The 20,589-nt window shown below is 67.1% G+C and carries 19 protein-coding genes and 1 pseudogene; 11 read left to right on the plus strand and 9 right to left on the minus strand.

Annotation, left to right across the window (positions count from 1 at the left end):
• Positions 1–32: 32 nt before the first annotated feature.
• Entirely contained in the window at positions 33–1,178 is a 1,146-nt protein-coding gene (dgoD, locus tag ACQPYM_RS05360; protein WP_433015717.1) for a galactonate dehydratase, read from the minus strand.
• Positions 1,175–2,422 (minus strand): ROK family protein, encoded by a 1,248-nt coding sequence (locus ACQPYM_RS05365; RefSeq protein ID WP_433015720.1) that lies wholly within the window; start codon positions 2,420–2,422, stop codon positions 1,175–1,177. Before ACQPYM_RS05365 ends, dgoD begins: the two co-directional genes overlap by 4 nt.
• 146 nt (positions 2,423–2,568) lie before the next feature.
• Here ACQPYM_RS05365 and ACQPYM_RS05370 point away from each other — a divergent pair, with 146 nt between their 5' ends.
• The 6 genes from ACQPYM_RS05370 to ACQPYM_RS05395 all read left to right on the plus strand — a co-directional run bounded on the left by ACQPYM_RS05370 (position 2,569) and on the right by ACQPYM_RS05395 (position 7,905).
• Complete coding sequence (locus ACQPYM_RS05370) at positions 2,569–3,363, plus strand: NAD-dependent epimerase/dehydratase family protein (RefSeq protein WP_433015722.1); 795 nt, start codon at positions 2,569–2,571, stop codon at positions 3,361–3,363.
• A 10-nt stretch (positions 3,364–3,373) separates the two neighbouring features.
• Positions 3,374–4,738, plus strand: coding sequence for an extracellular solute-binding protein (locus tag ACQPYM_RS05375; protein WP_433015725.1), 1,365 nt, complete (start codon positions 3,374–3,376; stop codon positions 4,736–4,738).
• On the plus strand, positions 4,735–5,715 hold the full coding sequence (locus tag ACQPYM_RS05380; RefSeq protein WP_433015728.1) for a carbohydrate ABC transporter permease: 981 nt from the start codon (positions 4,735–4,737) through the stop codon (positions 5,713–5,715). The genes ACQPYM_RS05375 and ACQPYM_RS05380 overlap by 4 nt, the downstream gene beginning before the upstream one ends.
• Positions 5,712–6,536: a carbohydrate ABC transporter permease gene (locus ACQPYM_RS05385; RefSeq protein WP_433015731.1), complete on the plus strand. Its 825-nt coding sequence runs from the start codon at positions 5,712–5,714 to the stop codon at positions 6,534–6,536. The genes ACQPYM_RS05380 and ACQPYM_RS05385 overlap by 4 nt, the downstream gene beginning before the upstream one ends.
• Before the next feature lie 11 nt (positions 6,537–6,547).
• Positions 6,548–7,405, plus strand: coding sequence for a glycoside hydrolase family 16 protein (locus ACQPYM_RS05390; protein WP_433015734.1), 858 nt, complete (start codon positions 6,548–6,550; stop codon positions 7,403–7,405).
• Positions 7,406–7,506: 101 nt separating this feature from the next.
• Complete coding sequence (locus tag ACQPYM_RS05395; protein WP_433015737.1) at positions 7,507–7,905, plus strand: type II toxin-antitoxin system VapC family toxin; 399 nt, start codon at positions 7,507–7,509, stop codon at positions 7,903–7,905.
• 9 nt (positions 7,906–7,914) lie between these two features.
• Here the strand turns inward: ACQPYM_RS05395 and ACQPYM_RS05400 are convergent, their stop codons facing one another.
• The 3 genes from ACQPYM_RS05400 to ACQPYM_RS05410 all read right to left on the minus strand — a co-directional run bounded on the left by ACQPYM_RS05400 (position 7,915) and on the right by ACQPYM_RS05410 (position 10,764).
• Positions 7,915–8,964, minus strand: coding sequence for a hypothetical protein (locus tag ACQPYM_RS05400; RefSeq protein WP_433015740.1), 1,050 nt, complete (start codon positions 8,962–8,964; stop codon positions 7,915–7,917).
• Positions 8,961–9,458 carry a SigE family RNA polymerase sigma factor gene (locus ACQPYM_RS05405; protein WP_433015743.1) on the minus strand — a complete coding sequence of 166 codons (498 nt, stop codon included), beginning with the start codon at positions 9,456–9,458 and terminating at the stop codon, positions 8,961–8,963. Before ACQPYM_RS05405 ends, ACQPYM_RS05400 begins: the two co-directional genes overlap by 4 nt.
• A gap of 61 nt (positions 9,459–9,519) precedes the next feature.
• Entirely contained in the window at positions 9,520–10,764 is a 1,245-nt protein-coding gene (locus ACQPYM_RS05410; RefSeq protein ID WP_360285416.1) for a DUF4032 domain-containing protein, read from the minus strand.
• Between the two features lie 87 nt (positions 10,765–10,851).
• Here ACQPYM_RS05410 and ACQPYM_RS05415 point away from each other — a divergent pair, with 87 nt between their 5' ends.
• The 5 genes from ACQPYM_RS05415 (at position 10,852) to ACQPYM_RS05435 (ending at position 16,858) form a co-directional block, all read left to right on the plus strand.
• Positions 10,852–11,844 (plus strand): LacI family DNA-binding transcriptional regulator, encoded by a 993-nt coding sequence (locus ACQPYM_RS05415; protein WP_433015747.1) that lies wholly within the window; start codon positions 10,852–10,854, stop codon positions 11,842–11,844.
• A gap of 167 nt (positions 11,845–12,011) precedes the next feature.
• Complete coding sequence (locus ACQPYM_RS05420) at positions 12,012–13,394, plus strand: ABC transporter substrate-binding protein (protein ID WP_433015750.1); 1,383 nt, start codon at positions 12,012–12,014, stop codon at positions 13,392–13,394.
• Positions 13,394–14,323, plus strand: coding sequence for a carbohydrate ABC transporter permease (locus ACQPYM_RS05425; RefSeq protein ID WP_433015753.1), 930 nt, complete (start codon positions 13,394–13,396; stop codon positions 14,321–14,323). Before ACQPYM_RS05420 ends, ACQPYM_RS05425 begins: the two co-directional genes overlap by 1 nt.
• A complete protein-coding gene (locus tag ACQPYM_RS05430; RefSeq protein WP_433015757.1) occupies positions 14,320–15,288 on the plus strand; it encodes a carbohydrate ABC transporter permease in 969 nt (322 codons plus the stop codon). The genes ACQPYM_RS05425 and ACQPYM_RS05430 overlap by 4 nt, the downstream gene beginning before the upstream one ends.
• Positions 15,289–15,313: 25 nt before the next feature.
• Positions 15,314–16,858: a glycoside hydrolase family 13 protein gene (locus ACQPYM_RS05435; RefSeq protein WP_433015760.1), complete on the plus strand. Its 1,545-nt coding sequence runs from the start codon at positions 15,314–15,316 to the stop codon at positions 16,856–16,858.
• 46 nt (positions 16,859–16,904) lie between these two features.
• Here the strand turns inward: ACQPYM_RS05435 and ACQPYM_RS05440 are convergent, their stop codons facing one another.
• The 4 genes and pseudogenes from ACQPYM_RS05440 to ACQPYM_RS05455 all read right to left on the minus strand — a co-directional run bounded on the left by ACQPYM_RS05440 (position 16,905) and on the right by ACQPYM_RS05455 (position 20,576).
• Positions 16,905–17,486, minus strand: coding sequence for a HipA domain-containing protein (locus tag ACQPYM_RS05440; protein ID WP_433023191.1), 582 nt, complete (start codon positions 17,484–17,486; stop codon positions 16,905–16,907).
• Between the two features lie 176 nt (positions 17,487–17,662).
• A pseudogene (locus ACQPYM_RS05445) lies at positions 17,663–17,926 on the minus strand (HipA N-terminal domain-containing protein); the annotation flags it as partial.
• Positions 17,913–18,317 carry a helix-turn-helix transcriptional regulator gene (locus ACQPYM_RS05450; protein WP_433015763.1) on the minus strand — a complete coding sequence of 135 codons (405 nt, stop codon included), beginning with the start codon at positions 18,315–18,317 and terminating at the stop codon, positions 17,913–17,915. The pseudogene ACQPYM_RS05445 and the gene ACQPYM_RS05450, both read right to left, overlap by 14 nt.
• A gap of 18 nt (positions 18,318–18,335) precedes the next feature.
• Positions 18,336–20,576: a heavy metal translocating P-type ATPase gene (locus ACQPYM_RS05455; protein ID WP_433015766.1), complete on the minus strand. Its 2,241-nt coding sequence runs from the start codon at positions 20,574–20,576 to the stop codon at positions 18,336–18,338.
• Between the last annotated feature and the right edge of the window lie 13 nt (positions 20,577–20,589).

Here is a 20,589-nt window from a genome sequence, read left to right on the forward strand (position 1 = left end):
CACTCGCCCAGCGCTGGCACCCCGCTCCAGGCTCACCACTCGGCGAAGGAGCCGTCGGCGTGGCGTAGTACTGGGGAGCGCCAAGTGTGGGGCTCGGCGGCAGCGGTTCGTACTGCGTCCTCGTTGACCTCGATGCCGAGCCCTGGACCGGCCAGCCGCTCGACGTGCCCGTCCACGAATTTGAACACGTCCGGGTCGACCAGATAGTCGAGCAGCGCATTGCCGCCGCCGTACTCGATGCCGAGACTCTGCTCCTGGATCAGGAAGTTCGGCGTGGCCAGGTCGAGTTGCAAGGACGCGGCCAGGGTGATCGGGCCGAGCGGGCAGTGCGGCGCGACGACCACGTCGTACGCCTCCGCCATCGCGGCGATCCGTCGTACTTCGGAGATGCCGCCGGCGTGTGAGATGTCCGGCTGGGCCACCGCGATGCCGGTGGTCAGCACGTCGCGGAAGTCCCACCGGGAGTAGAGCCGCTCGCCGGTCGCGATCGGGATGCTCGTCGATTCGGTCACCCGGCGCAGGTCGCGGGCGAACTCGGGCAGCACCGGCTCCTCGACGAACATCGGCAGCAGCGGCTCGAGCAACGGCAGGATCTGCCGGGCGGCCGCGGTACTGAACCGTCCGTGGAAGTCGAGGGCGATGTCGACGCCGTCACCCAGTGCGTCCCGCAACGCCGCCACCCGGGACACCATCGCGTTGATCTGGGCGGCTGACGGGATCGGCGGCAGCGCCTCGGCCAGGTTGAGCTTGATGGCGGTGAATCCCTTGCCCACCTTGGTTTGCGCGTCGTCGATCAGCTCAGCGTTGTCGCGGCCGTGCACCCAGGTGTAGACCCGGACGCGATCCCGGACGGGACCGCCGAGCAGCTCGTGCACCGGGGTCTCGTGGAAGCGGCCCTTGATGTCCCACAGGGCTTGATCGATCCCGGCCAGTGCGCTCGACAGCACCGGGCCACCGCGATAGAAGCCGCCCTTGGCCAGCGTCTGCCAGTGGTCCTCGATCCGGAGCGGATCGGTGCCGACGAGCTGCTCCATCAGCGCCGTGAGGGCGCCCTGGACAGCTTCCGCCCGGCCCTCGACGATCGGTTCGCCCCAGCCGCTGATGCCTTCGTCGGTGTCGATGCGCAGGAACTGCCAGCGCGGCGCCACCAGGAAAGTCTCGTACCCGACGATCTTCACACGGCCTCATTCGGTTGGCGTTCTCCGGCGGTGAGCAATGCGGTGACCAGTTGGTCGGTCTGTCGCAGGACCAGGGCGGCGGCGCCGGACGCGCCCGCGCGGGCACCCAGGTCGAGCTCCGCGGCGACCACCTCGGCGTCGCGGGTGAGCCCCATCGCGGTCCGGCGCAAGGTGGCGCGGATCGGCTCCAGCACCAGATCGCCGGCCCGGGCGAGTTCGCCACCGACGATGATCCGTGCGGGGTTGAGCAGGTTGCAGATGTTCGCGAGGACTCGCCCGGTGTGCTCTCCGGCCTCACGCAACACCCGAACGGTGTCCGGCTGACCCTCCGCCGCGGCCGCGAGGAGATCGTCGAGCCCGGCCTGCTTGCCGAGCACAGGCGTCAGAGCAGCGAGTACGGCGGGAAGCGACGCGTACTGCACCAGGCAGCCGCGGTTGCCGCACGGGCAGCTCGCACCCGACGAGTCCGCCGACAGATGGCCGATCTCGCCGCCGCCACCGCGCGCGCCGCCGTGATGAAGGTTGCCGTCGACAAGCAATCCGGAGCCGATGCCGGTGGACAACCCGAGGTACAGCACGTCGTCGACGCCGCGGCCCGCGCCCCAGGTGAACTCCGCGACCGCCTCCAGACGGGTGTTGTTCTCCACCAGCACCGGTACGTCGAGTCGCCGGCCGAACTCGGCCGCGACGTTGACGCCGGCCCAGGCCTGACCGGGCAGGGACGGGCCGACCACGCCGGTCCTCAGATCGATCGGCCCGGGGACGCCGATCGCGACGCCGACCAGGTCGCCACGATCGAGGCCGGCCTGGGAGAGCAGGTCGTCCAGCAGGGTGAGCCCTGCCGTCAGTCGTTCCTGCCAAGGGGTGTCGCGGGCCGCCGTCACGCCGTCGCTGGCGAGGGTCTCGCCGGACAGGTCGGTGAGGTGGCACCAGACGCGCTCGAGGGTGAAGTCCAACCCGCCGGCAGCGCCGGCGCTGGGGTTCGCCTGCAGGAAACCGCGGGCGCGGCCGTCCACCTCGGAGGCATCGATACCAGCGCGGGCCACCTGGTCCCCGACCACCTCGATCACCACGCCGCCCATGACCAGGTCGGCCACGATCGTCGAGACGGTCGTCCTGGACAGGCCGCAGATGCGCGCCAGCTCGGCCCGGTGCAGCGCCCCGTGCTCCATCAGGGCGGACAGCATCCGTTCCGAGTTGGTGCGCCGCAGCGCTCGTAGAGATCCGGTGTCCTTGGCAGCCACGACGAAAAGTATCGACGAGTCCGGCGGCCGCCGTCAACAAAATGGACAAACTGCGTTCACACTCTTGACACACCTGCCCCAATGCTCGAACAATTTCGGCCACAGTCCGGGGACAGACCCGGGCCCGGCGGACCTTGGGTGACGACATGGACGCTGCGGGACTCGACGACGCACCGCTGGTGGTGATCACCGGCGGGCTGGGCCGGGTGGCAACGGTGCTGCTGCCCTGGCTGCGCCGGCGCTACCGGCTCCGGCTGGTCGATCGAACCGTGGCGACCGCGCGAAACGACGAGGTCTTCCAAGCCGACATCGGCGATCCCAAGGCGGCGTACCAGATGTTCGCGGGAGCGGACGCGATCCTGCACCTGGCGGCGAACAGCAGCCCGCGGCAGACCTGGGACACCGTGTACGCCGCCAATGTGCGGACCACCCAGATCGTGCTCGAGGCAGCCGCGACGCATGCGGTACCGAAGGTCGTGCTGGCCAGTTCGCTGCATGCGATGGGCGAGTACAACCGGCCGCGGTACTGGCCGGTCGATCCGCGGCTCGATCCACGGCCGTGCTGTGCGTACGGACTCGGCAAGGTCGTTCTGGAGTCGATGGGGCGGCTCCATGCGGATCGCACCGGCGCATCCGTGACCTGCCTGCGACTCGGCCTGACCGGCTGGCCGCTGACCGAGCGGCGCTACCTCGGGCAGTGGCTGTCCGACGGCGACGCCGGCCGGCTGGTGCTCGCCGCCCTGCAGACCGACGAGCGGTACGGCGTGCACTTCGGCGTGTCAGCGAACACGCGCAACCACTGGGACACCACCTCGGCCCGGCACGAGCTCGGCTACCGGCCCGAGGACGACAGCGAAGAACTGGCAGACCGGGCCGGCCCCTCCTCCGGCCCGGTCTGCCGGCTCTTCGACACAGAGACCACTTCGGGGACTTCCGACTGAGAGGCTGGCCATGACCACAACGAACGCAGGGTTCTCCCGCCGCCGGTTCCTGGCGCTCGGCGGCGCAGCCGCCGGGACCGCGCTGGCGATGGGCTGCTCGCCCGCGTCCTCCACGAAAACGCCGGCCGCCGGAGGCGCTACCGGCTCCGCCGCCAAGGGCACGGTGACGGTGATGTCGCAGTCCGGCGAGTTCGGGCCGAAGGAGGCCAAGGCCGCCGCGCAGGCACTCGGCCTGACCGTGAAGACGGTCGAGTACGACCTGACCAAGCTGACCGCGATGCTTGCCAGCGGCAACCCTCCGGACGTGGTCCGCGGCCTGGGCGCGACCGAGACGCCGTACCTGGTGGCCCGGCAGGTGGCGGAGAACCTCGATCCGTACTTCGCGAACAGCACGCTGATCAAGGCCGACGACATCGACCCGGTCAACGACGTCTGGCGCTACGACGGCGAGAAGCAGGGCAGCGGGCCGCGCTACGGGTTCGCGAAGGACTACTCGCAGGACTGCACGATCTGGTACAACGGCGCCCTGTACGACGCGGCAAAGGTGGCGCGGCCGAGCGCATCGACGCCGCTGCTGCTCGACGAGCTGCTCGAGGAGGGCAAGTCGCTGACCAAGCGGCAGGGCGCGAAGGTCAGCGTCTACGGCCTGAATCCCAACGGGCTGGGGCTTTTCAGCCAGCTGAGCTGGCTGACGGATCTGGCGGGCGGGAAGCTGTCCTCCGACGACCTCGCCTCGGTCGACTTCAGCAGCCCGGAGGCACAGCGCGCCCTCACCTGGTACCTCGACTACGCGAAGGCGGGGATCGGGCCGACCGTGCTGAACCCCGACCCGAACGGCTGGGACGGCCCGACGTTCCAGGCCGGCCGGATCGCGACCACCCTCAGCGGCTACTGGCTGGGCGGTCTGTTCGCCGGTGACCCCAAGTCCGCCAAGGTCGCGGGCTTCGCGCCGGCGCCGCAGTTCGACACCGCCCGGCGGGTCAGCCCGTGCTTCGGCGCGACCGGTCTGTGGATCCCGAAGGCGAGCAAGAACAAGGACGCCGCCTGGCAGGTGATGGAGTGGTTCCTGGCCGGCGAGCCGGCCAAGGCCAGGGCGGCCGGCGGTTGGGGGGTCCCGCCGCTCAAGTCGCTGCAGAAACTGATGCCCCAGAAGCTGCCGTACCAGAAGCAGGCCTACGAGGTGCAGCAGGCGGAGCAGCAGCACTTCTCGGTGATGTCCTTCACCCCGTACGCGCGGCAGGACGCGATCAACACCGTCATCACCCGTGAGTTGCCGAAGGCAATCAAGGGGACGATGACGGCCGGCCAGTTCGCCGACACGCTGAACTCGCAGCTCAACGCCCAGCTGGCCGACGGAAAGAAGCGGTTGCGGTGAGCTCCGCGCTGACCGAGGTACCGCCTGCCACCGTGCCGGACGCCGTGGTGGAGCGCCCGGTGAGGAAGAAGCCGCCGGCGCTGCGCAAGGCGCGCACCTTCTACCTGTTCGTCGCGCCGTGGATCATCGGGTTCGTCGGCCTGACCGTGTTCCCGCTCGGCTACGCGTTCTGGCTCAGCCTGACCGACTCGGACGGGCTCTCGCCGCGGACGCACTTCGTCGGCTTCGACAACTACCTGGAGATCTTCCGCGACCCGTTGACGATGAGCTCGCTGGCGAAGACCGGCGTGTTCACGGCGGTGACGGTGCCACTGTCGATCCTCGCTGGACTGCTGCTGGCCGTGATGCTCAACCAGCCGATGCGTGGCCGCGGGCTGTTCCGCGGACTGATCTATCTGCCGGCCGTGGTCCCGCCGGTCGGGGCTGCGTTGACCTTCCGGCTGATCTTCGACCGGGACGCCGGCGCGGCGAACGGCGCGCTGAGCGGTCTCGGCGCCGATCCGATCACCTGGCTGGTGGATCCGAACGTCCGCTATGTGCTGTACGCGTTGGTGTTGTGGGCTTGTGGCGGATCGATGATCATCTCGCTGGCGGGCCTGCAGGACATTCCCCGGGAGTTGCTCGAGGCCGCGCAGGTCGACGGGGCGTCGTACTGGCAGTCGTTCACGCGGATCACCGTTCCACTGCTGTCGCCGGTGATCCTGTTCCAGGTGATCACCGGGGTGATCGGCTCGTTGCAGTCGTTCGCGCCGCTGTTGCTGTCCTCGGGATCGCTGAGCGGGGCGGGCACGGTGCCGCAGGGCAACTACATGTACATGATCCACGTGTTCGCGCAGTACTTCAGTGCCTCCCGGTTCGGCTACGCGTCCGCGATGCTCTGGCTGCTGTTCGCGGTCATCATGGTGGTGACTCTGGTGATCATCAAGGTCAGCGCCAAGACCGTCTTCTACACCGTCGAGCCGGAGGGGAAGCGATGATCACCCGGAGCTATCGCTGGGCGCTGTACCTGGTGCTGGCGTCCGTCGTCCTGGTGATGATCAGCCCGATCCTGTGGCTGGCATCGACGTCGCTGAAGTCACCGGCCGAGATGGCGTCGTTCCCGCCCACCTGGCTGCCGTCGCAGCTGCGGTTCGAGAACTACGTCGACGCGGTCCGCAACGTCAACTTCGTCGGCGCGCTGCGGAACTCGCTGACCATCGCGTTCATCAGCACGACGTTGACCACGCTGAGCTCGGCCTGGGTCGGGTTCGGGTTCGCGCGGCTGACGGCACCGGGCAAGAAGCAGTTGTTCGTGGTCCTGCTGGCCACGATGATGCTGCCGGGAATCGTCACGCTGGTCCCGACGTACCTGATCTTCGCGAAGCTGCACCTGGTCAACACGTACTGGCCGTGGGTCGCGTGGGGGCTGGGTGGCAGTGCCTTCCTGATCTTCCTGTTCCGGCAGTTCTTCGCCGGGATCCCACGCGAGCTCGAAGAGGCCGCCATCATCGACGGCTGCGGGTACGTGACGATCTTCTGGCGGATCTTCCTGCCCCAGTCCTGGCCGGTGATCGCCGCCAGCGTGATCCTGTCCTTCACCCACGCCTGGGGTGACTTCGTCGGCCCGGCGATGTTCCTGAACCAGGACAGTACGACGCTGGCCGTCGCGATGGCGACCGGCTACGTCAACGACAAGGGCCTGCCGATGAACAACCTGGTCGCGGCCGGCGCGGTGATGTACGTGTTGCCGGTCCTGGTCATCTTCCTGTTCATGCAACGCCGCTTCGTCAGCGGCTTCTCCACCTCCGGCATCAAGTGACAGGAGTCCGAATGAACCTCCGACGACGCCACGCGATCCCCCTGGGAGTAGCCGGCCTGCTGCTGGCGACCGCAACCTTGACGAGCCCCGCCCGGGCCGCCGACATACAGTTGCCGCAGGCAACCGAACGCACCTGTACGCCGGCCGCCGCGCCGCCGGCCGGGATGCGGCTGAGCTTCGCCGACGAATTCGGTGGCACCACACTGGATCGCCGGCGGTGGAGCACGGTGATGGACTTCCCCGGCCGGGCCGGCGGGCACTACCACAACACGTCGTACGGGAGTTATGCCGTCGACGAGAACGTCGTCCTGTCGCGAGGACGGCTGCGGCTAGTCACGGACGACAAGCCGGTGGTCGGCACGGATCCGGTCGGGACCTTCCAGTACACGGAGGGGTTCATCTCCTCGCACGACAAGTTCTTCCAGGCCTACGGCTACTGGGAGATCTGCGCGAAGTTCCCAGCCGGCAAGGGATTGTGGCCGGCGTTCTGGCTGATCCCGCAGGACCGCAGCTGGCCACCGGAGATCGACGTCGCCGAGTGGTTCGGCAGCATCTCCGGCATGCACAGCGGCCTGGCCTCAGGCACCTGGCCCGACGTCCACTGGGACAGTGACTGGTCCTACGGCCCAGCCCCGACCACTGGCTGGCACACGTACGGTGTCCTCTGGTCACCCGGCCGCATCACGTTCACCGTCGACGGCAAACCGACCTCAACCATCACCGGCCCACAGGTCCCCACCAAACCCATGTACATAGTCCTCAACAGCGGCACCTGGGCCAACCCCGACCGAGGCGGCCCCCCAGACGCCACAACCCCCTTCCCCAACTCCTTCGACATAGACCACATCCGCGTCTACACCCCACGCTGACCAGGTCCGCAGTTGCCCTGTGGACAAGTGCTGGGCGGGTTCCGGACACGGATAACTTCTCTGCTGAATCGACGGTCGGTTCGCAGCAGAGGAGGTGTCTGATGATCTACCTCGACACGGCGGCTCTGGTGAAACTCGTCCGCCGTGAGGTGGAGTCGGATGCACTGGTCGACTGGATCGCTGATCGGCAGGACCAGTTCCTGATCTCGTCTGCGCTCGCCGAGGTCGAGCTTCCGCGAGCACTGCGGCGAACCGAGCCAGACCTGCTGTCCGCAGTGCCAGGGGTGCTCGCCCGAATCGCGATCTACGAGATCGATGAACTGGTCAGGACCACGGCCGCCGCCTACGACGATCCTGCCCTCCGCTCGCTCGGCGCGATCCACCTCGCCACCGCGGACGCAGTACTAGGTGACGATCTGACGGCATTCGTCACGTACGACAGCCGATTGCTCGCTGGCGCGAAGCATCTGGGATTGACAGTCGCAGCACCCGGCAGCTGACTGCGCTGATCATTTGGTCCTGGGTTGGTCGCGAAGGATGCCTATGCCGCTCTTGCTGCTCCAGCCGGGGAGTTGGTGGGGGCCGGTGAGGAGGGGGTCGAGGTAGGGCTTGGTCAGGCGGCGGATGGTGGTGCCGTCGTCGGCTCCGTTGTGGGTGCAGTTGCTGAAGCGGATCGTGAGTTCAGCGTCGTGGGTGGTGCCGTCGACCTTGAGGAGGAGGTCGATCGGGCTGGAGTCGTAGCACTTCGGCTGGTCGGGGCCGACGCCTTTCGGGGCGGCGAGGATGGCGGACGCGATCGCTTTCGACTGGTCGGCGCCGAGCTTGGAGCTGGAGTTGAGGACGTTGCCGATGAAGCCGCAGACGGCGATCGACCGGATGGTGCCGACGGACTCGAGCGCCGCGCCGGGTCCCGGCCGGTCGACCGGGACGACCGGCGGGCAGCCGTTCCCGTCCACGCTGACGATCGGGGCGACCGAGTCGAAGATCCGCTTCCGCAGTGCGTCGTCACTGCTGAAGACGGTGATCGTCACACCGTCGAGTTCCCGGGTCTCCTGGGTCCAGCCGTCACCGCTGGTCTGGACGCCGGCACGGCCGCTCGCGAACCAGACGTACGGCGAGCGCACCCGGGGCTCCGGCCAGGCCTCCATGCAGCCGATCCCGGGCACAAAACCCGGCCGGCCGACGTAGCCTGCCACCTTCTTCTTGACCAGACAGGGCGGCTGGTCGGTCGTCCCGAACCCCCAGTCGCTCGGCACCTGAAGCTGGATCGTCCGATAGGACTCCCACCGCCAGCCCTCGGCCGGCGTTGTCGGACCGGGCGAGATCTGGGTCGCGGGCGGCGTACTCGAGGTGGTGTCCAGCATCGAGTGGACGCCGAAGATGCCGGTCACCACCGCAGCACAGGCCAGGACGAGGGAGCCGGCGGTGCGGGCCGACCGGCGGCGGCGTAGTCGGGTGTGGACCTGGTCGAGCAGGTCGTCGTCGCGAGGGGCCTCCGCCGCGCGGCGGTCCAGGCTCTGGGTGAGCAGGGTTTCGGTGGGGTCTTCGTGGCTGGTCATCGGTACGTGACCTCCTCGGTCGTGCTCAGGGTCGTCCGCAGGGACGCCAGAGCGCGATGGATCTGGGAGCGGACCGTGCCGGGCGTGCACTCGAGGATCTCGGCGATCTCGTTGTCCGGCAGTCCTTCGTAGTACCGGAGGACGACGGCGGCGCGTTGTTTGGTGGGCAGGGAGGCGCAGAGCGTCCAGACCGCGTCCTGTTCGGCGTACGGGCCGGCGTGGTCGGCGGTGGCTGTGTCGAACGTGGACGGTTCGCCGACGGGACTCTCGCGGCGGAAGAACTTGCGCCAGCGTGAGATGTCGGCGTTGATGACCGCCCGGCGAAGGTAGGCCTCCGGATCACCTGTCCTGCTGATCTTGGACCAGCGGGGGTACGCCGCGACGAGGGCGTCCTGAACAGCTTCTTCAGCGCGGTTGCGGTCGCGGGTGACCAGATAGGCGAACCGTAACAAGGCAGCGCCCCGCGACTGGACCCACTCGTCGAAATCGGGCATCTGCCACCTCCTACCCCCTACCACGCCGCCAGAGGGTCAGACGTTGCACGAGGCGGGTGGGTCAGTCGCGGTCGGGGTCGATGGTGGTGCCGGGGGGCGGGGCTGGGGGGAGGGTTAGTTTTTCGTCGGGTTTGGCGGCTAGGACTTCGTCGACGTAGGAGCGGGCTGCTTCCATGGTGTCGACCTCGTGGCCGGCTTGTTCGGAGAGGAACCAGCGGTGTTCCAGGACTTCGTGGAAGACCTCGGCCGGCTCGAGTTTGCGGTTGAGGTTGCGCGGTACGGAGCGGACGACCGGTTCGAAGACCTCGGTCAGCCACTGGTGCGCGACGATTTCCTCGTCCTCGTTCTGCTGGTCGGTGGAGGCGGCGAAGGAGTCCAGGTCGTTCAGCAGGCGGCGGGCCTGGTTCTCCTCGACGTCGAGGCCGGTCAGGCGCAGCAGCCGGCGGCTGTGGTGGCCGGCGTCCACGACCTTCGGCTGGATCCGGACCTGGCTGCCGTCCCAGTCGGTGATGATGTCGATCTCGGCGACGTCGAAGCCGAGCTCGTTGAGCCGGCGGATCCGCGAGTCCAGCCGGTGCATCTCGTCGGAGTGGAACTCCTCAGGTGCGGTCAGCTCCTTCCAGAGCGCCTCGTACCGGGCGGTGATCGAGTGGATCGTCTCCAGCGGGTCGATGTCCGCGTCGAGCAGACCACCCTCCTCGAGGTCGGACAGCTCGCCGAACAGGTTGATCTCGGCGGTGTAAAGGTCGTGCGCCCGCTGCCCGTCGGAGATGTCCTGGTGCAGCTCGCCGGTCTCCGCATCCACCAGGTACGCCGCGAAGGCGCCCGCGTCGCGCCGGAACAACGTGTTCGACAGCGAGCAGTCGCCCCAGAAGAACCCGAGCAGGTGCATCCGGACGATCAGCGCGACCAGGGCGTCGATCAGCCGATTGACCGTGTCCGGCCGGAGAGTGCTGGAGAACAGCGCCCGGTACGGCAGGGAGAACTGCAGATGCTTGGTGACCAGGATCGAGTCGAGCGGTTCGCCGTTCTTGTCGACCCGGTCGGTGATCACGCCGACCGGCTCGACCGAGGGGGAGTCGAGGCGTTCGAGGTCGCGGAGCAGCCGGTACTCGTGCATCGCGAGGTGTTCCATCACCTCTTTGATGGCGTAGACCGTGCCGTTCACCCGGACGAAGCGGACCACGTGCCGCGAGATACCGCGCGGCAGCGCGACCAGCTGGTCGTCGGGCCAGTCCTCCAGCGGGATGTCCCACGGGAGCGAGAGCAGTCCGGTGTCCGGGCGGGTGGCGACGAAACGAGGCACGTCGACCAGTGTCTCAGTTCCTGACGGATCGGGTAACGAACGTAAGCGGCCGCAAGAACTTGCGGAATATGGCGTAGTGTTTGCGCTATGACTCGACGTCTTGCAGAGGTGGCCAAGAAGGTCGGCGTGAGCGAAGCGACCGTCAGCCGGGTGCTGAACGGCAAACCCGGCGTCTCCGAGGCGACCCGCGAGGCGGTGCTGACCGCGCTCGACGTGCTCGGGTACGAGCGGCCCACCCAGCTCCGCGGCGACCGCGCCCGCTTGGTCGGACTGGTCCTTCCGGAGTTGCAGAACCCGATCTTCCCCGCCTTCGCCGAGGTCGTCGGCGGCGCGCTGGCCCAGCAAGGTTTCACGTCCTTGCTCTGCACCAGGACGGTCGGCGGAGTATCCGAGGCCGACTACGTCGACCTGCTCCTGCAGCAGCAGGTCTCAGGTGTCGTCTTCGCCGGCGGCTTCTATGCGCAGGCCGATGCGCCGCACGCGCACTACGAGCTGATCCAGGAGCGCAAGCTGCCGACCGTGCTGGTCAACGCCGCCGTCGACCACCTCGGGTTCCCGCAGGTCTCGTCGGACGACGTGGTCGCCGCCGAGATGGCGCTCGGACACCTGCGGGCGCTGGGACACCACAAGATCGGGATGGTGCTCGGCCCGCGCGACCACATCCCCTCGCGGCGCAAGCTGGACACGTTCCTGGCCTCACCGGAGGCCGATCCCGCGCTGGTCGAGCACACCATGTTCTCGCTCGAGGGCGGGCACGCGGCCGCCACCCGGCTGGTCAAACAAGGCGTCACCGGCATCGTCTGCGCGAGCGACATCCTGGCCCTCGGCGCGATCCGCGCGGTACGCCGGGCCGGCCTGTCCGTGCCCGGTGATGTCTCGGTGATCGGCTACGACGACTCGGCGATGATGAACTGCACCGATCCGCCGCTGACCACGGTCCGCCAGCCGATCGACGCGATGGGCCGCGCGGCGGTCGACATGCTGGTCGCGCTGATCGAGCGCGCCGTGGTACCGGCCGACGAGTTGCTGTTCGAGCCGGAACTGGTCGTGCGCGCATCGACGGCGAAGGCCGTTGGGTAACTGACTGATCACTCAGGGCGAAGCAGGTGACCACCTGTTTCGCCCTTTTGGCATGCCCTCACATTCCGACCGATCGTCTCGTTCTTGCAACATGTCATCGAAGTATTGCGCTCTCAGGTCGAGTTGCCTACCGTACGGACCACATTCGAGAGCAGAGGGGCAGATCTATGAGGACAACGAGCCAGCGCAGGGCGCTCAGCCTGTTGCTCGTGGCAGGGCTGGGCCTAGCGGCCGCGTCCTGTGGATCCGGGGACGAGGACAAGCCGGCTGCCCAGGGGTCGGGCGACGCGAATGCTCCGGTCACGATCACGGTGGGCTGCCAGCCACCGAAGAGCAACCCGAAGGAACGCACCGCCTGGGACGAGGACGTGGCGGCCTTCCAGAAGCTGCACCCGAACATCACCATCCAGAGCAAGGACGCGTTCCCCTGCATCAACCCGGACACCTTCCAGGCCAAGCTGGCCGGCGGTACCCAGGAGGACGTGTTCTACGTCTACTACACCGACGTCCAGAAGATCATCAAGGCCAGGCAGGCCGCCGACATCAGCCAGTACGTCGGTGAGGTCAAGGCCCTCAAGGACATCCGTGCGGACGTCCAGAGTGTCTTCAAGGACGGCGACAAGACCTTCGGCCTGCCGCGCAACAACTACAACATGGGCCTGGTCTACAACCGCAAGCTCTTCACCCAGGCGGGCCTGAACCCGGACTCGCCGCCCAAGACCTGGGCCGAGGTGCAGGAAGCGGCCAAGAAGATCGCCGGTCTCGGCGCGGGCTACACGGGCTTTGGTGAGTACAGCGCGGGCAACACCGGCGGTTGGCACTTCGCCGCCTCGCTGTACGCCCGGGGTGGCTCGATGGTGAGCGAGGACGGCAAGACCGCGGCGTTCAACAGCGCCGAGGGCAAGGCCGTGCTGGAGAACCTGAAGAAGATGCGCTGGGACGACAACAGCATGGGCACCAAGCAACTGCTGCAGTGGGAAGACCTGATGCGGATGATGGGCTCGGGCAAGCTCGGCATGATGATCGGTGCGCCGGACGTGGTCCAGTCGGTCAACAACGACTTCCAGGGCAAGTTCGAGGACTACGGCGTGGCGCCGGTACCGGAGTCCGAGGGCAAGGCGTCGCTGAGTGGTGGCGACGGCTACATGTTCAACCCGAAGGCCACGCCGGAGAAGATCAAAGCCGGCCTGCTCTGGCTGGAGTTCCACGAGCTGACGCCGGGCAAGGGCCAGTTCAACTACGAGCGAGCCAAGGCCCAGGGCCGTCCGGTCGGCCTGCCGATCCCCGATCTGTACGGCGACTCGGCGCCCGGGAAGGAGATCACCGCCCTGCGGAAGAAGTTCGCGACGGTACCGGTCGAGCACTTCACGCCGTACGTCGAGGCGCAGGCCAAGATCACCAACAAGCTCGAGCCGCCGAAGGCGCAGGAGCTGTACGCCGTACTGGATGTGGCAATGTCCGCGGTCCTCACTCGCAAGGATGCAGATATCGACAAGCTGCTCTCCGATGCAGAGAGCAAGGCCAACAAGATCCTCGCCAAGAACACCTGATGACTCAGCTGGTCGCCAAGCCGCCGGTGCGCCGCTCCCTTCCCCAGGGGGCGGCGCGCCGCGCGGTGGGCAGGAACCTCACGGCGTACGGGTTCCTCTGCGGGGCGCTGATCTGTTTCGCCTTCTTCTCCTGGTATCCGATGGTCCGCGAGGTGATCCTCAGCTTCCAGGAGAACAACTTCGTCGATCCACCGCGGTGGGTCGGCTTCGACAACTTCCGCAGCGTGATCGGCGATCCGGCGTTCCGGTCGGCCTGGATCAACACGGCCGCCTTCAGTGGGCTGGCGCTGATCGTGGGGTACGCGGTTCCGTTCGTGCTCGCGGTGGTGCTGAACGAGTTGCGGCATGCAAGGGCGTACCTGCGGTTCGTCGTGTATCTACCGGTGATGCTGCCGCCCGCCGTCGGGGTGCTGTTGTTCAAGTGGTTCTACGATCCCGGCGCGGGACTGTTCAACCAGATCCTCAACGTGTTCGGCATCGGGCCGCTGAGCTGGCTGGACTCCTCGTCGACCGCGCTCATCTCGCTCGTCCTGGTCTCCACCTGGATGAACCTCGGGACCGGCACGCTGATCTACCTCGCCGCGTTGCAGAGCATTGCAGGCGAGCTGTACGAGTCCGCCGAGCTCGACGGCGCCGGACTGTTCCGCCGGGTCTGGCACGTGACGATTCCGCAGACCAAGCTGATCCTCCTGGTGATGCTGCTGCTCCAGGTGGTGGCGACGATGCAGGTGTTCATCGAGCCCTATCTGCTGACCGGCGGTGGTCCGGAGAACGCGACCGTCACGGTGGCCTACCTGATGTACCAGTACGCCTTCAACTTCGGCGACTTCGGTGGCGGTGGTGCGCTGGGTCTGATGCTGATGGTCGTCCTGATGGTGTTCTCCGCGATCTACCTGCGCGTCTCCCGAGACAACGAAGGTGGCCGATGACAACGACATTGCAACCGCGAAGGGTGCTGGAGGCAACCACTCCGGCGCCGGCGCCGCGGCGTACGAGGAAGAAGGACAAGGGGCGCGGCTCCGAGACCAGGAGTCTGGTGTCGCCGTTGTCGTTGCAGTCCCCGCGCGGGAAGGTGATCTACTGGACCGTCCTGGTCGTGGTGGTGATCGCCTTCACGCTGGCCTTCGTCTTCCCGCTGTACTGGATGGTGACCGGTGCGCTGAAGTCGCCCGACGAGCTGGCCCAGATCCCGCCGAGCTTCTTCCCGACCAGCCTCGACTTCGGCGTCTACGCCGACGCCTGGAACCAGCTGCAGCTCGGCGTCTTCCTGAAGAACACCGTCCTGTACGCCGGTGGCGCGTGGCTGTTCACGCTCGCCATCGACGTCACCGCGGCGTACGCGTTGTCGAAGCTGCGGCCGTACTTCGGCAAGCTGATCCTGGCGCTGATGCTGGCCACGTTGATGATTCCGCCGATGGTGCTGCTGCTGCCGACCTACCTGGTCGCCAAGGACGTGCCGATCTTCGGGTTCGACCTGCTCAACACCCCGTGGGCGATCTGGTTGCCGGCGGCAGCGAACGGGTTCTTCATCTTCCTGCTCAAGCGGTTCTTCGACTCGATCCCGCGCGAGCTGCTGGAGGCGGCCGAGATCGACGGCGCGTCGCCGATGCGGATTCTCTGGTCGATCGTGCTGCCGGTGTCCCGGCCGATCCTCGGGGTGGTGTCGATCCTGTCCGTGGTGACGGTCTGGAAGGACTTCGTCTGGCCGCTGCTGGTGCTGCCGGAGACGGACAAGATGTCGATCAGCGTCGGCATCGCGTCGCTGTCCGCGCAGATGCCGCAGAACGTGCTGATCGCTTCGCTGGTGATCGCCTCCCTGCCGACGATCCTGGTCTTCTTCGTGTTCCAGCGCAGCATCATGGCGGGCCTCACCGCCGGAAGCCTCAAAGGCTGATCCTCCAACCTCGTAAGGAGAAGCAATGTCGGATACGTGGTGGCGCGGAGCCGCGATCTACCAGGTCTACCTGCGCAGCTTTGCCGACGGCAACGGTGACGGGATCGGCGACCTCGCCGGGCTGCGTTCCAGGCTGCCCTATCTCGCGGACCTCGGCGTCGACGCGATCTGGCTGAACCCGTGGTACCCGTCGCCGATGGCCGACGGCGGGTACGACGTGGCCGACTACCGCGCGATCGACCCGGGTTTCGGGACCCTGGCCGAGGCCGAGGCGTATATCGAGGAGGCGCACGCGCTGGGGATCCGCACCATCATCGACATCGTGCCGAACCATGGCTCCGACCAGCAGGACTGGTTCGTCCAGGCGCTCGCGGCCGGGCCGGGATCGCCTGAGCGGGAGCGGTTTCTCTTTCGCGACGGGCGGGCGGACGGGCGGCCGCCGAACGACTGGCAGTCGATCTTCAACGGACCGGCCTGGACGCAGGTGCCGGACGGGCAGTGGTACCTGCATCTGTTCGCGCCCGAGCAGCCGGACTTCAACTGGCGCAATCCCGAGGTGGTGGAGGAGTTCCACGCCATCCTGCGGTTCTGGCTCGACCGCGGGGTCGACGGGATCCGGATCGACAGTGCGGCCGTGCTGTTCAAGGACCTGGACAGTGTGGAGGAGTCGTACACCGACCATGACGAGGTGCACGACGTGTACCGCGGCTGGCGGCGGATCACCGACTCCTATGAGGGGCGCTTCCTGGTCGGGGAGATGTGGATGCCGGACCAGGAGCGGTTCGCGCTGTACCTCCGGCCGGACGAGATGCAGACCGCGTTCAACTTCGACTTCCTGTCCCGGCCGTGGGATGCGGCCGAGTTGCGCGCGTCCATCGACCTGACGCTGGCCACCCACGTGCCGATCGGCGCGCCACCGACGTGGGTGCTGTCGAATCACGACGTCACCCGGCCGGTGACGAAGTACGGGCGACCGGACACGTCCTTCTCCCACCAGGACCGCAAACACGGCATGTCGACCGACCCCGTCCTCGGCGAACGCCGCGCGCGAGCGGCCGCCCTCCTGGCGATGGCACTGCCGGGTGGCCTTTATGTCTACCAGGGCGAGGAGCTGGGCCTCCCTGAGGTAGAAGACCTCCCCGACCACCTACTCCAAGACCCACTCTGGGCCCGCTCCGGCGGCACCGACCGCGGCCGGGACGGCTGCCGCGTCCCGCTCCCATGGTCCGGCAAAGAACCGCCGTTCGGCTTCGGCTCCGGTACGACGTGGCTCCCACAGCCGCCCGACTGGAAAAACCTCACCGTCGAGTCCCAGTCAGCCGACCAGAACTCCATGCTCGCCCTCTACCGCAACGCCCTCGCCCTCCGCCGACAACTCCTAGGCGACGGCACCCTCACCTGGCTAGCTTCACCCCCCGGAGTCCTAGCCTTCACCCGCGAATCCTTAACCTGCATCACCAACCTGACCCCACACCCCATCAACCTCCCCACCCACACCGACCTACTCCTAACCAGCAACCCGCTAGAAGAAGCCAAACTCCCCCCAGACACCACAGCTTGGCTCCGCTGACCCACCGAGGAGCCCCCAGGTCGCAGACCGCATGCTCTGTCGGGAATCAGCTCGAGGTGCTGTGCGGTCCAGTCCAGGGGGCGACGTCAAGGCTTCCCCACCTGTTGCGGCGATTCTGGACATGCGCGGTGATCAGCTCCGCGATCCATCGCGCTCGTTGCCTCAATGCGTCGGGAACCTTCTCCTCCTGGACTGCCCGATCGAAGGCCGCCGGGATGTTCGCTCTGATGTCTCTCGCCCTGCTGACTGATTCTTCGGCATCCAGCCCCAGCCGGCTGCCGGTAGTTGCCCAGTCCTTGTCGGTCACAGCCGCCAGGTCCCACGTCCCTCCGATCTTCATCGCTGACTTGAGGCCTCTTTCCTGGTCGTAAGGCAGCATGGTCGCGACGTCGTAGAGAGGCGCAAGCCGGATGTCGCGAGAGCCGAGAAGGATCGAGTAGTTCTTCGCATGTGCATCCGTCGCTGCTATGGCGGCGTTATCAACGATGTAGTCGAACATTCTCCGCAGGTTGTCCCGGCGTGAGGCGCTGAGGCTGGTTCTGGCCAGCAAGTCACCGATCTCCCGGACGCCGGGTCCGCCATCTTCCTGGTACTTCTTGGTTGGGGGAATAGCCAGTGCTTGGCACATGTCCTCCTGATGGAGGCGCCGCCATCTCCCGCCGGAGTCTTGTCCAGTGCTTCCTCGCTGAGCCACTCGATGCCGCCTTGGCGATTGGCGGCATCGTCAGAGGCAATCTCCTCGGGAAGTATTTGCACTGCTCCGGCAGCATCTCTGCCGATGTTTCGCAGTAGCGCGAAGGGGTTGTTCGGAGACACCCCGTATTTATGGCCAAGACGTTGGAGTGCAGCCTCGCTGTCAGGAAGTAGGCCGGAGACAAATGCCCGGACCTGTCGGTTGGAGTGCGCCTTGGCAGCTTTCGGCATCGACAGGGACAAGGGAATTGCCGAGGGGTCCGCGCGATAGGCATCGTCGTACTCGAAGGAAAGCTGGCCTTGCAGGTTCTGACGCAGGATTCCCGTGCGGATGCCGTCGAGGTAGACGACAAGCCGATCTTCAGCCATTGTCATCGTCGCTCTTGGTCAGGCCGACGAAGAGGTCGTCCCAGGCTGTGTCCTGCGATTTGCTATCTGACCGACTATCCACGACGTTCAGTGCCAACCCCAGCGCTGAGAGCGTGTCCAGGACCAATTGCATCTCTAGGCGTGGATGTCCATGCTCGAGTCGGACCAGCCACTCGCGTGATACGCCTGCCTGCCGAGCGAGGTCCGCTTGGGTGAGCCCATTCTGGCGGCGCGCGCTACGGACCACGGCACCTACGTCGTTGACCGTATGAAGCTCCATGAGTTGCCCGGCTTCCTGTGATGTGAGAGTACGACCACAATAACCAATGTGGCCGTACGTCCACATCGGAAACGTGGCCGTACGGCAACATTTCGAAATGTTGCCGAACGGCCACATGTGAGTGACCCTGGAGGTTCAGGGTGCGGATAGTGGTTGGAAGCGCTTCAGTCTCAGGCTGTTGGTTACTACGAAGACTGAGCTGAAGGCCATGGCGGCTCCTGCCAGCATGGGGTTGAGGAGGCCGGCGGCTGCTAGGGGGAGGCCTGCGACGTTGTAGGCGAAGGCCCAGAACAGGTTGCCCTTGATGGTGCGGAGGGTGCTTCGGGACAGCCGGATCGCGTCGGCCGCCGAGCGGAGGTCGCCTCGGACCAGCGTCAGGTCGCTCGCTTCGATCGCCACGTCCGTGCCGGTGCCCATCGACAGACCGAGGTCGGCCTGGGCGAGCGCGGCCGCGTCGTTCACGCCGTCGCCGACCATCGCCACCGAACGGCCTTCGCTCTGCAGCTTCTTCACCGCCTCGACCTTGCCGGCCGGCATCACCTCGGCGATCACCTCGTCGATGCCGACCTCCGCCGCCACCTTCCGCGCCACCGCCTCGTTGTCACCAGTCAGCAGCACCGGCCGCAACCCGAGCGCCTTCAACTGCCGGATCGCCTCGGCCGAGCTCGGCTTCACGGTGTCCGCGACAACCAGCACAGCCCGCGCCTTACCGTCCCACCCGACAGCGACCGCAGTACTGCCCTCAGCCTCTGCGCGCTCCTTGGCATCGGCGAGCTCCGACGGCAGATACTGACTCCACTCCTCGAGCAACTTCGTGCGCCCGACCAGTACGGCGTGCCCGTCGACAATCCCTTGTACGCCGAGCCCTTCCACGTTCCCGAAGTCCTCGACAGCAGCAAGTTTGCCAACCTCATCGGCAGCGCCTCGCGCAATCGCCTGGGCGATCGGGTGCTCACTGGGGTGCTCCAGCGCCCCCGCCAGCCGCAGTACCTCGGCGCGCTCCTCACCCTCGGCCAGCAGTACGTCGACCAGCGCCATCCGCCCGGTCGTCACGGTCCCGGTCTTGTCCAGTACGACGGTGTCGATCCGCTGCGTCGACTCCAGCACCTCCGGGCCCTTGATCAGGATGCCCAGCTGAGCCCCACGCCCGGTCCCGACCATCAACGCGGTCGGCGTCGCAAGCCCCAGTGCGCAAGGGCAAGCGATGATCAGTACTGCGACCGCAGCCATGAACGCCACCTCGACCGGCGACCCGTTCCCGAGCCAGAAGCCCAAAGTGGCCAGCGCAAGCCCGATCACGATCGGCACGAACACCCCGGAGATCCGGTCGGCCAACCGCTGCACGGCGGCCTTCCCGTTCTGCGCGTCCTCGACCAGCCGCGCCATCTGCGCCAGCTGAGTATCAGACCCGACCCGGGTCGCCCGTACTACGAGCCGCCCGCCGGCGTTCACGGTCGCGCCGACGACGGAGTCACCCTCGCCGACCTCGACCGGTACCGATTCGCCGGTCAGCATCGACGCGTCCACCGCGCTGCTACCGGTGACGATCACACCGTCGGTGGCGATCTTCTCGCCCGGCCGGACGACAAACTCGTTGCCCACGGCAAGTTGATCCGCAGGGATGCGGACCTCCGCCCCGTCACGCAGGACGGCGACCTCCTTGGCGCCCAGCTCCAGCAGAGCCTTCAGCGCGGCACCCGAGCGGCGCTTGGCGCGAGCCTCGAAGTACCGGCCGGCCAGGATGAACGTCGTCACGCCGGCCGCGACCTCGAGGTAGATCTCCTCGGCGCCGCTGCCGCGGGACGGGATCAGCGTGAACGGCATCTTCATCCCCGGCGTGCCCGCCTCGCCGAGGAACAGCGCGTAGAGCGACCAGATGAAGGAGCTGACGACGCCGACCGAGATCAGCGTGTCCATCGTCGCGGCGCCGTGCCGCAGGTTGGTCCAGGTGGCCTTGTGGAACGGCCAGGCAGCCCAGGTCACGACCGGCGCCGCCAGCGTCAGCGACGCCCACTGCCAGAAGTCGAACTGCAGCGCGGGAATCATGCCCAGGGCAATCACCGGTACGGCGAGGGCGATGCTGGCGATGAGCCGCTGACGCAACGGCTTCAGCTCATCGGCCGGCTCCGCGCCTTCGGGGCCGCCGGCAACAGGGGGAGTGGGCAACGAAGCGGTGTAGCCGGTCGCTTCGACGGTGGCCACCAGGTCGTCGGTACTGATGCCTTCGGCAAACGTCACCTTCGCCTTCTCGGTGGCGTAGTTGACGGTCGCGGTGACGCCTTCCATCCGGTTGAGCTTCTTCTCGACCCGGTTGGCGCAGGAGGCGCACGTCATGCCACCGATCAGGAGTTCGACGTTGTTGTCCGGTGTGGTCATTGCTGGGCCTCCT

This window comes from Kribbella sp. CA-294648 (assembly GCF_050943845.1).
Classification (GTDB): Bacteria; Actinomycetota; Actinomycetes; order Propionibacteriales; family Kribbellaceae; genus Kribbella.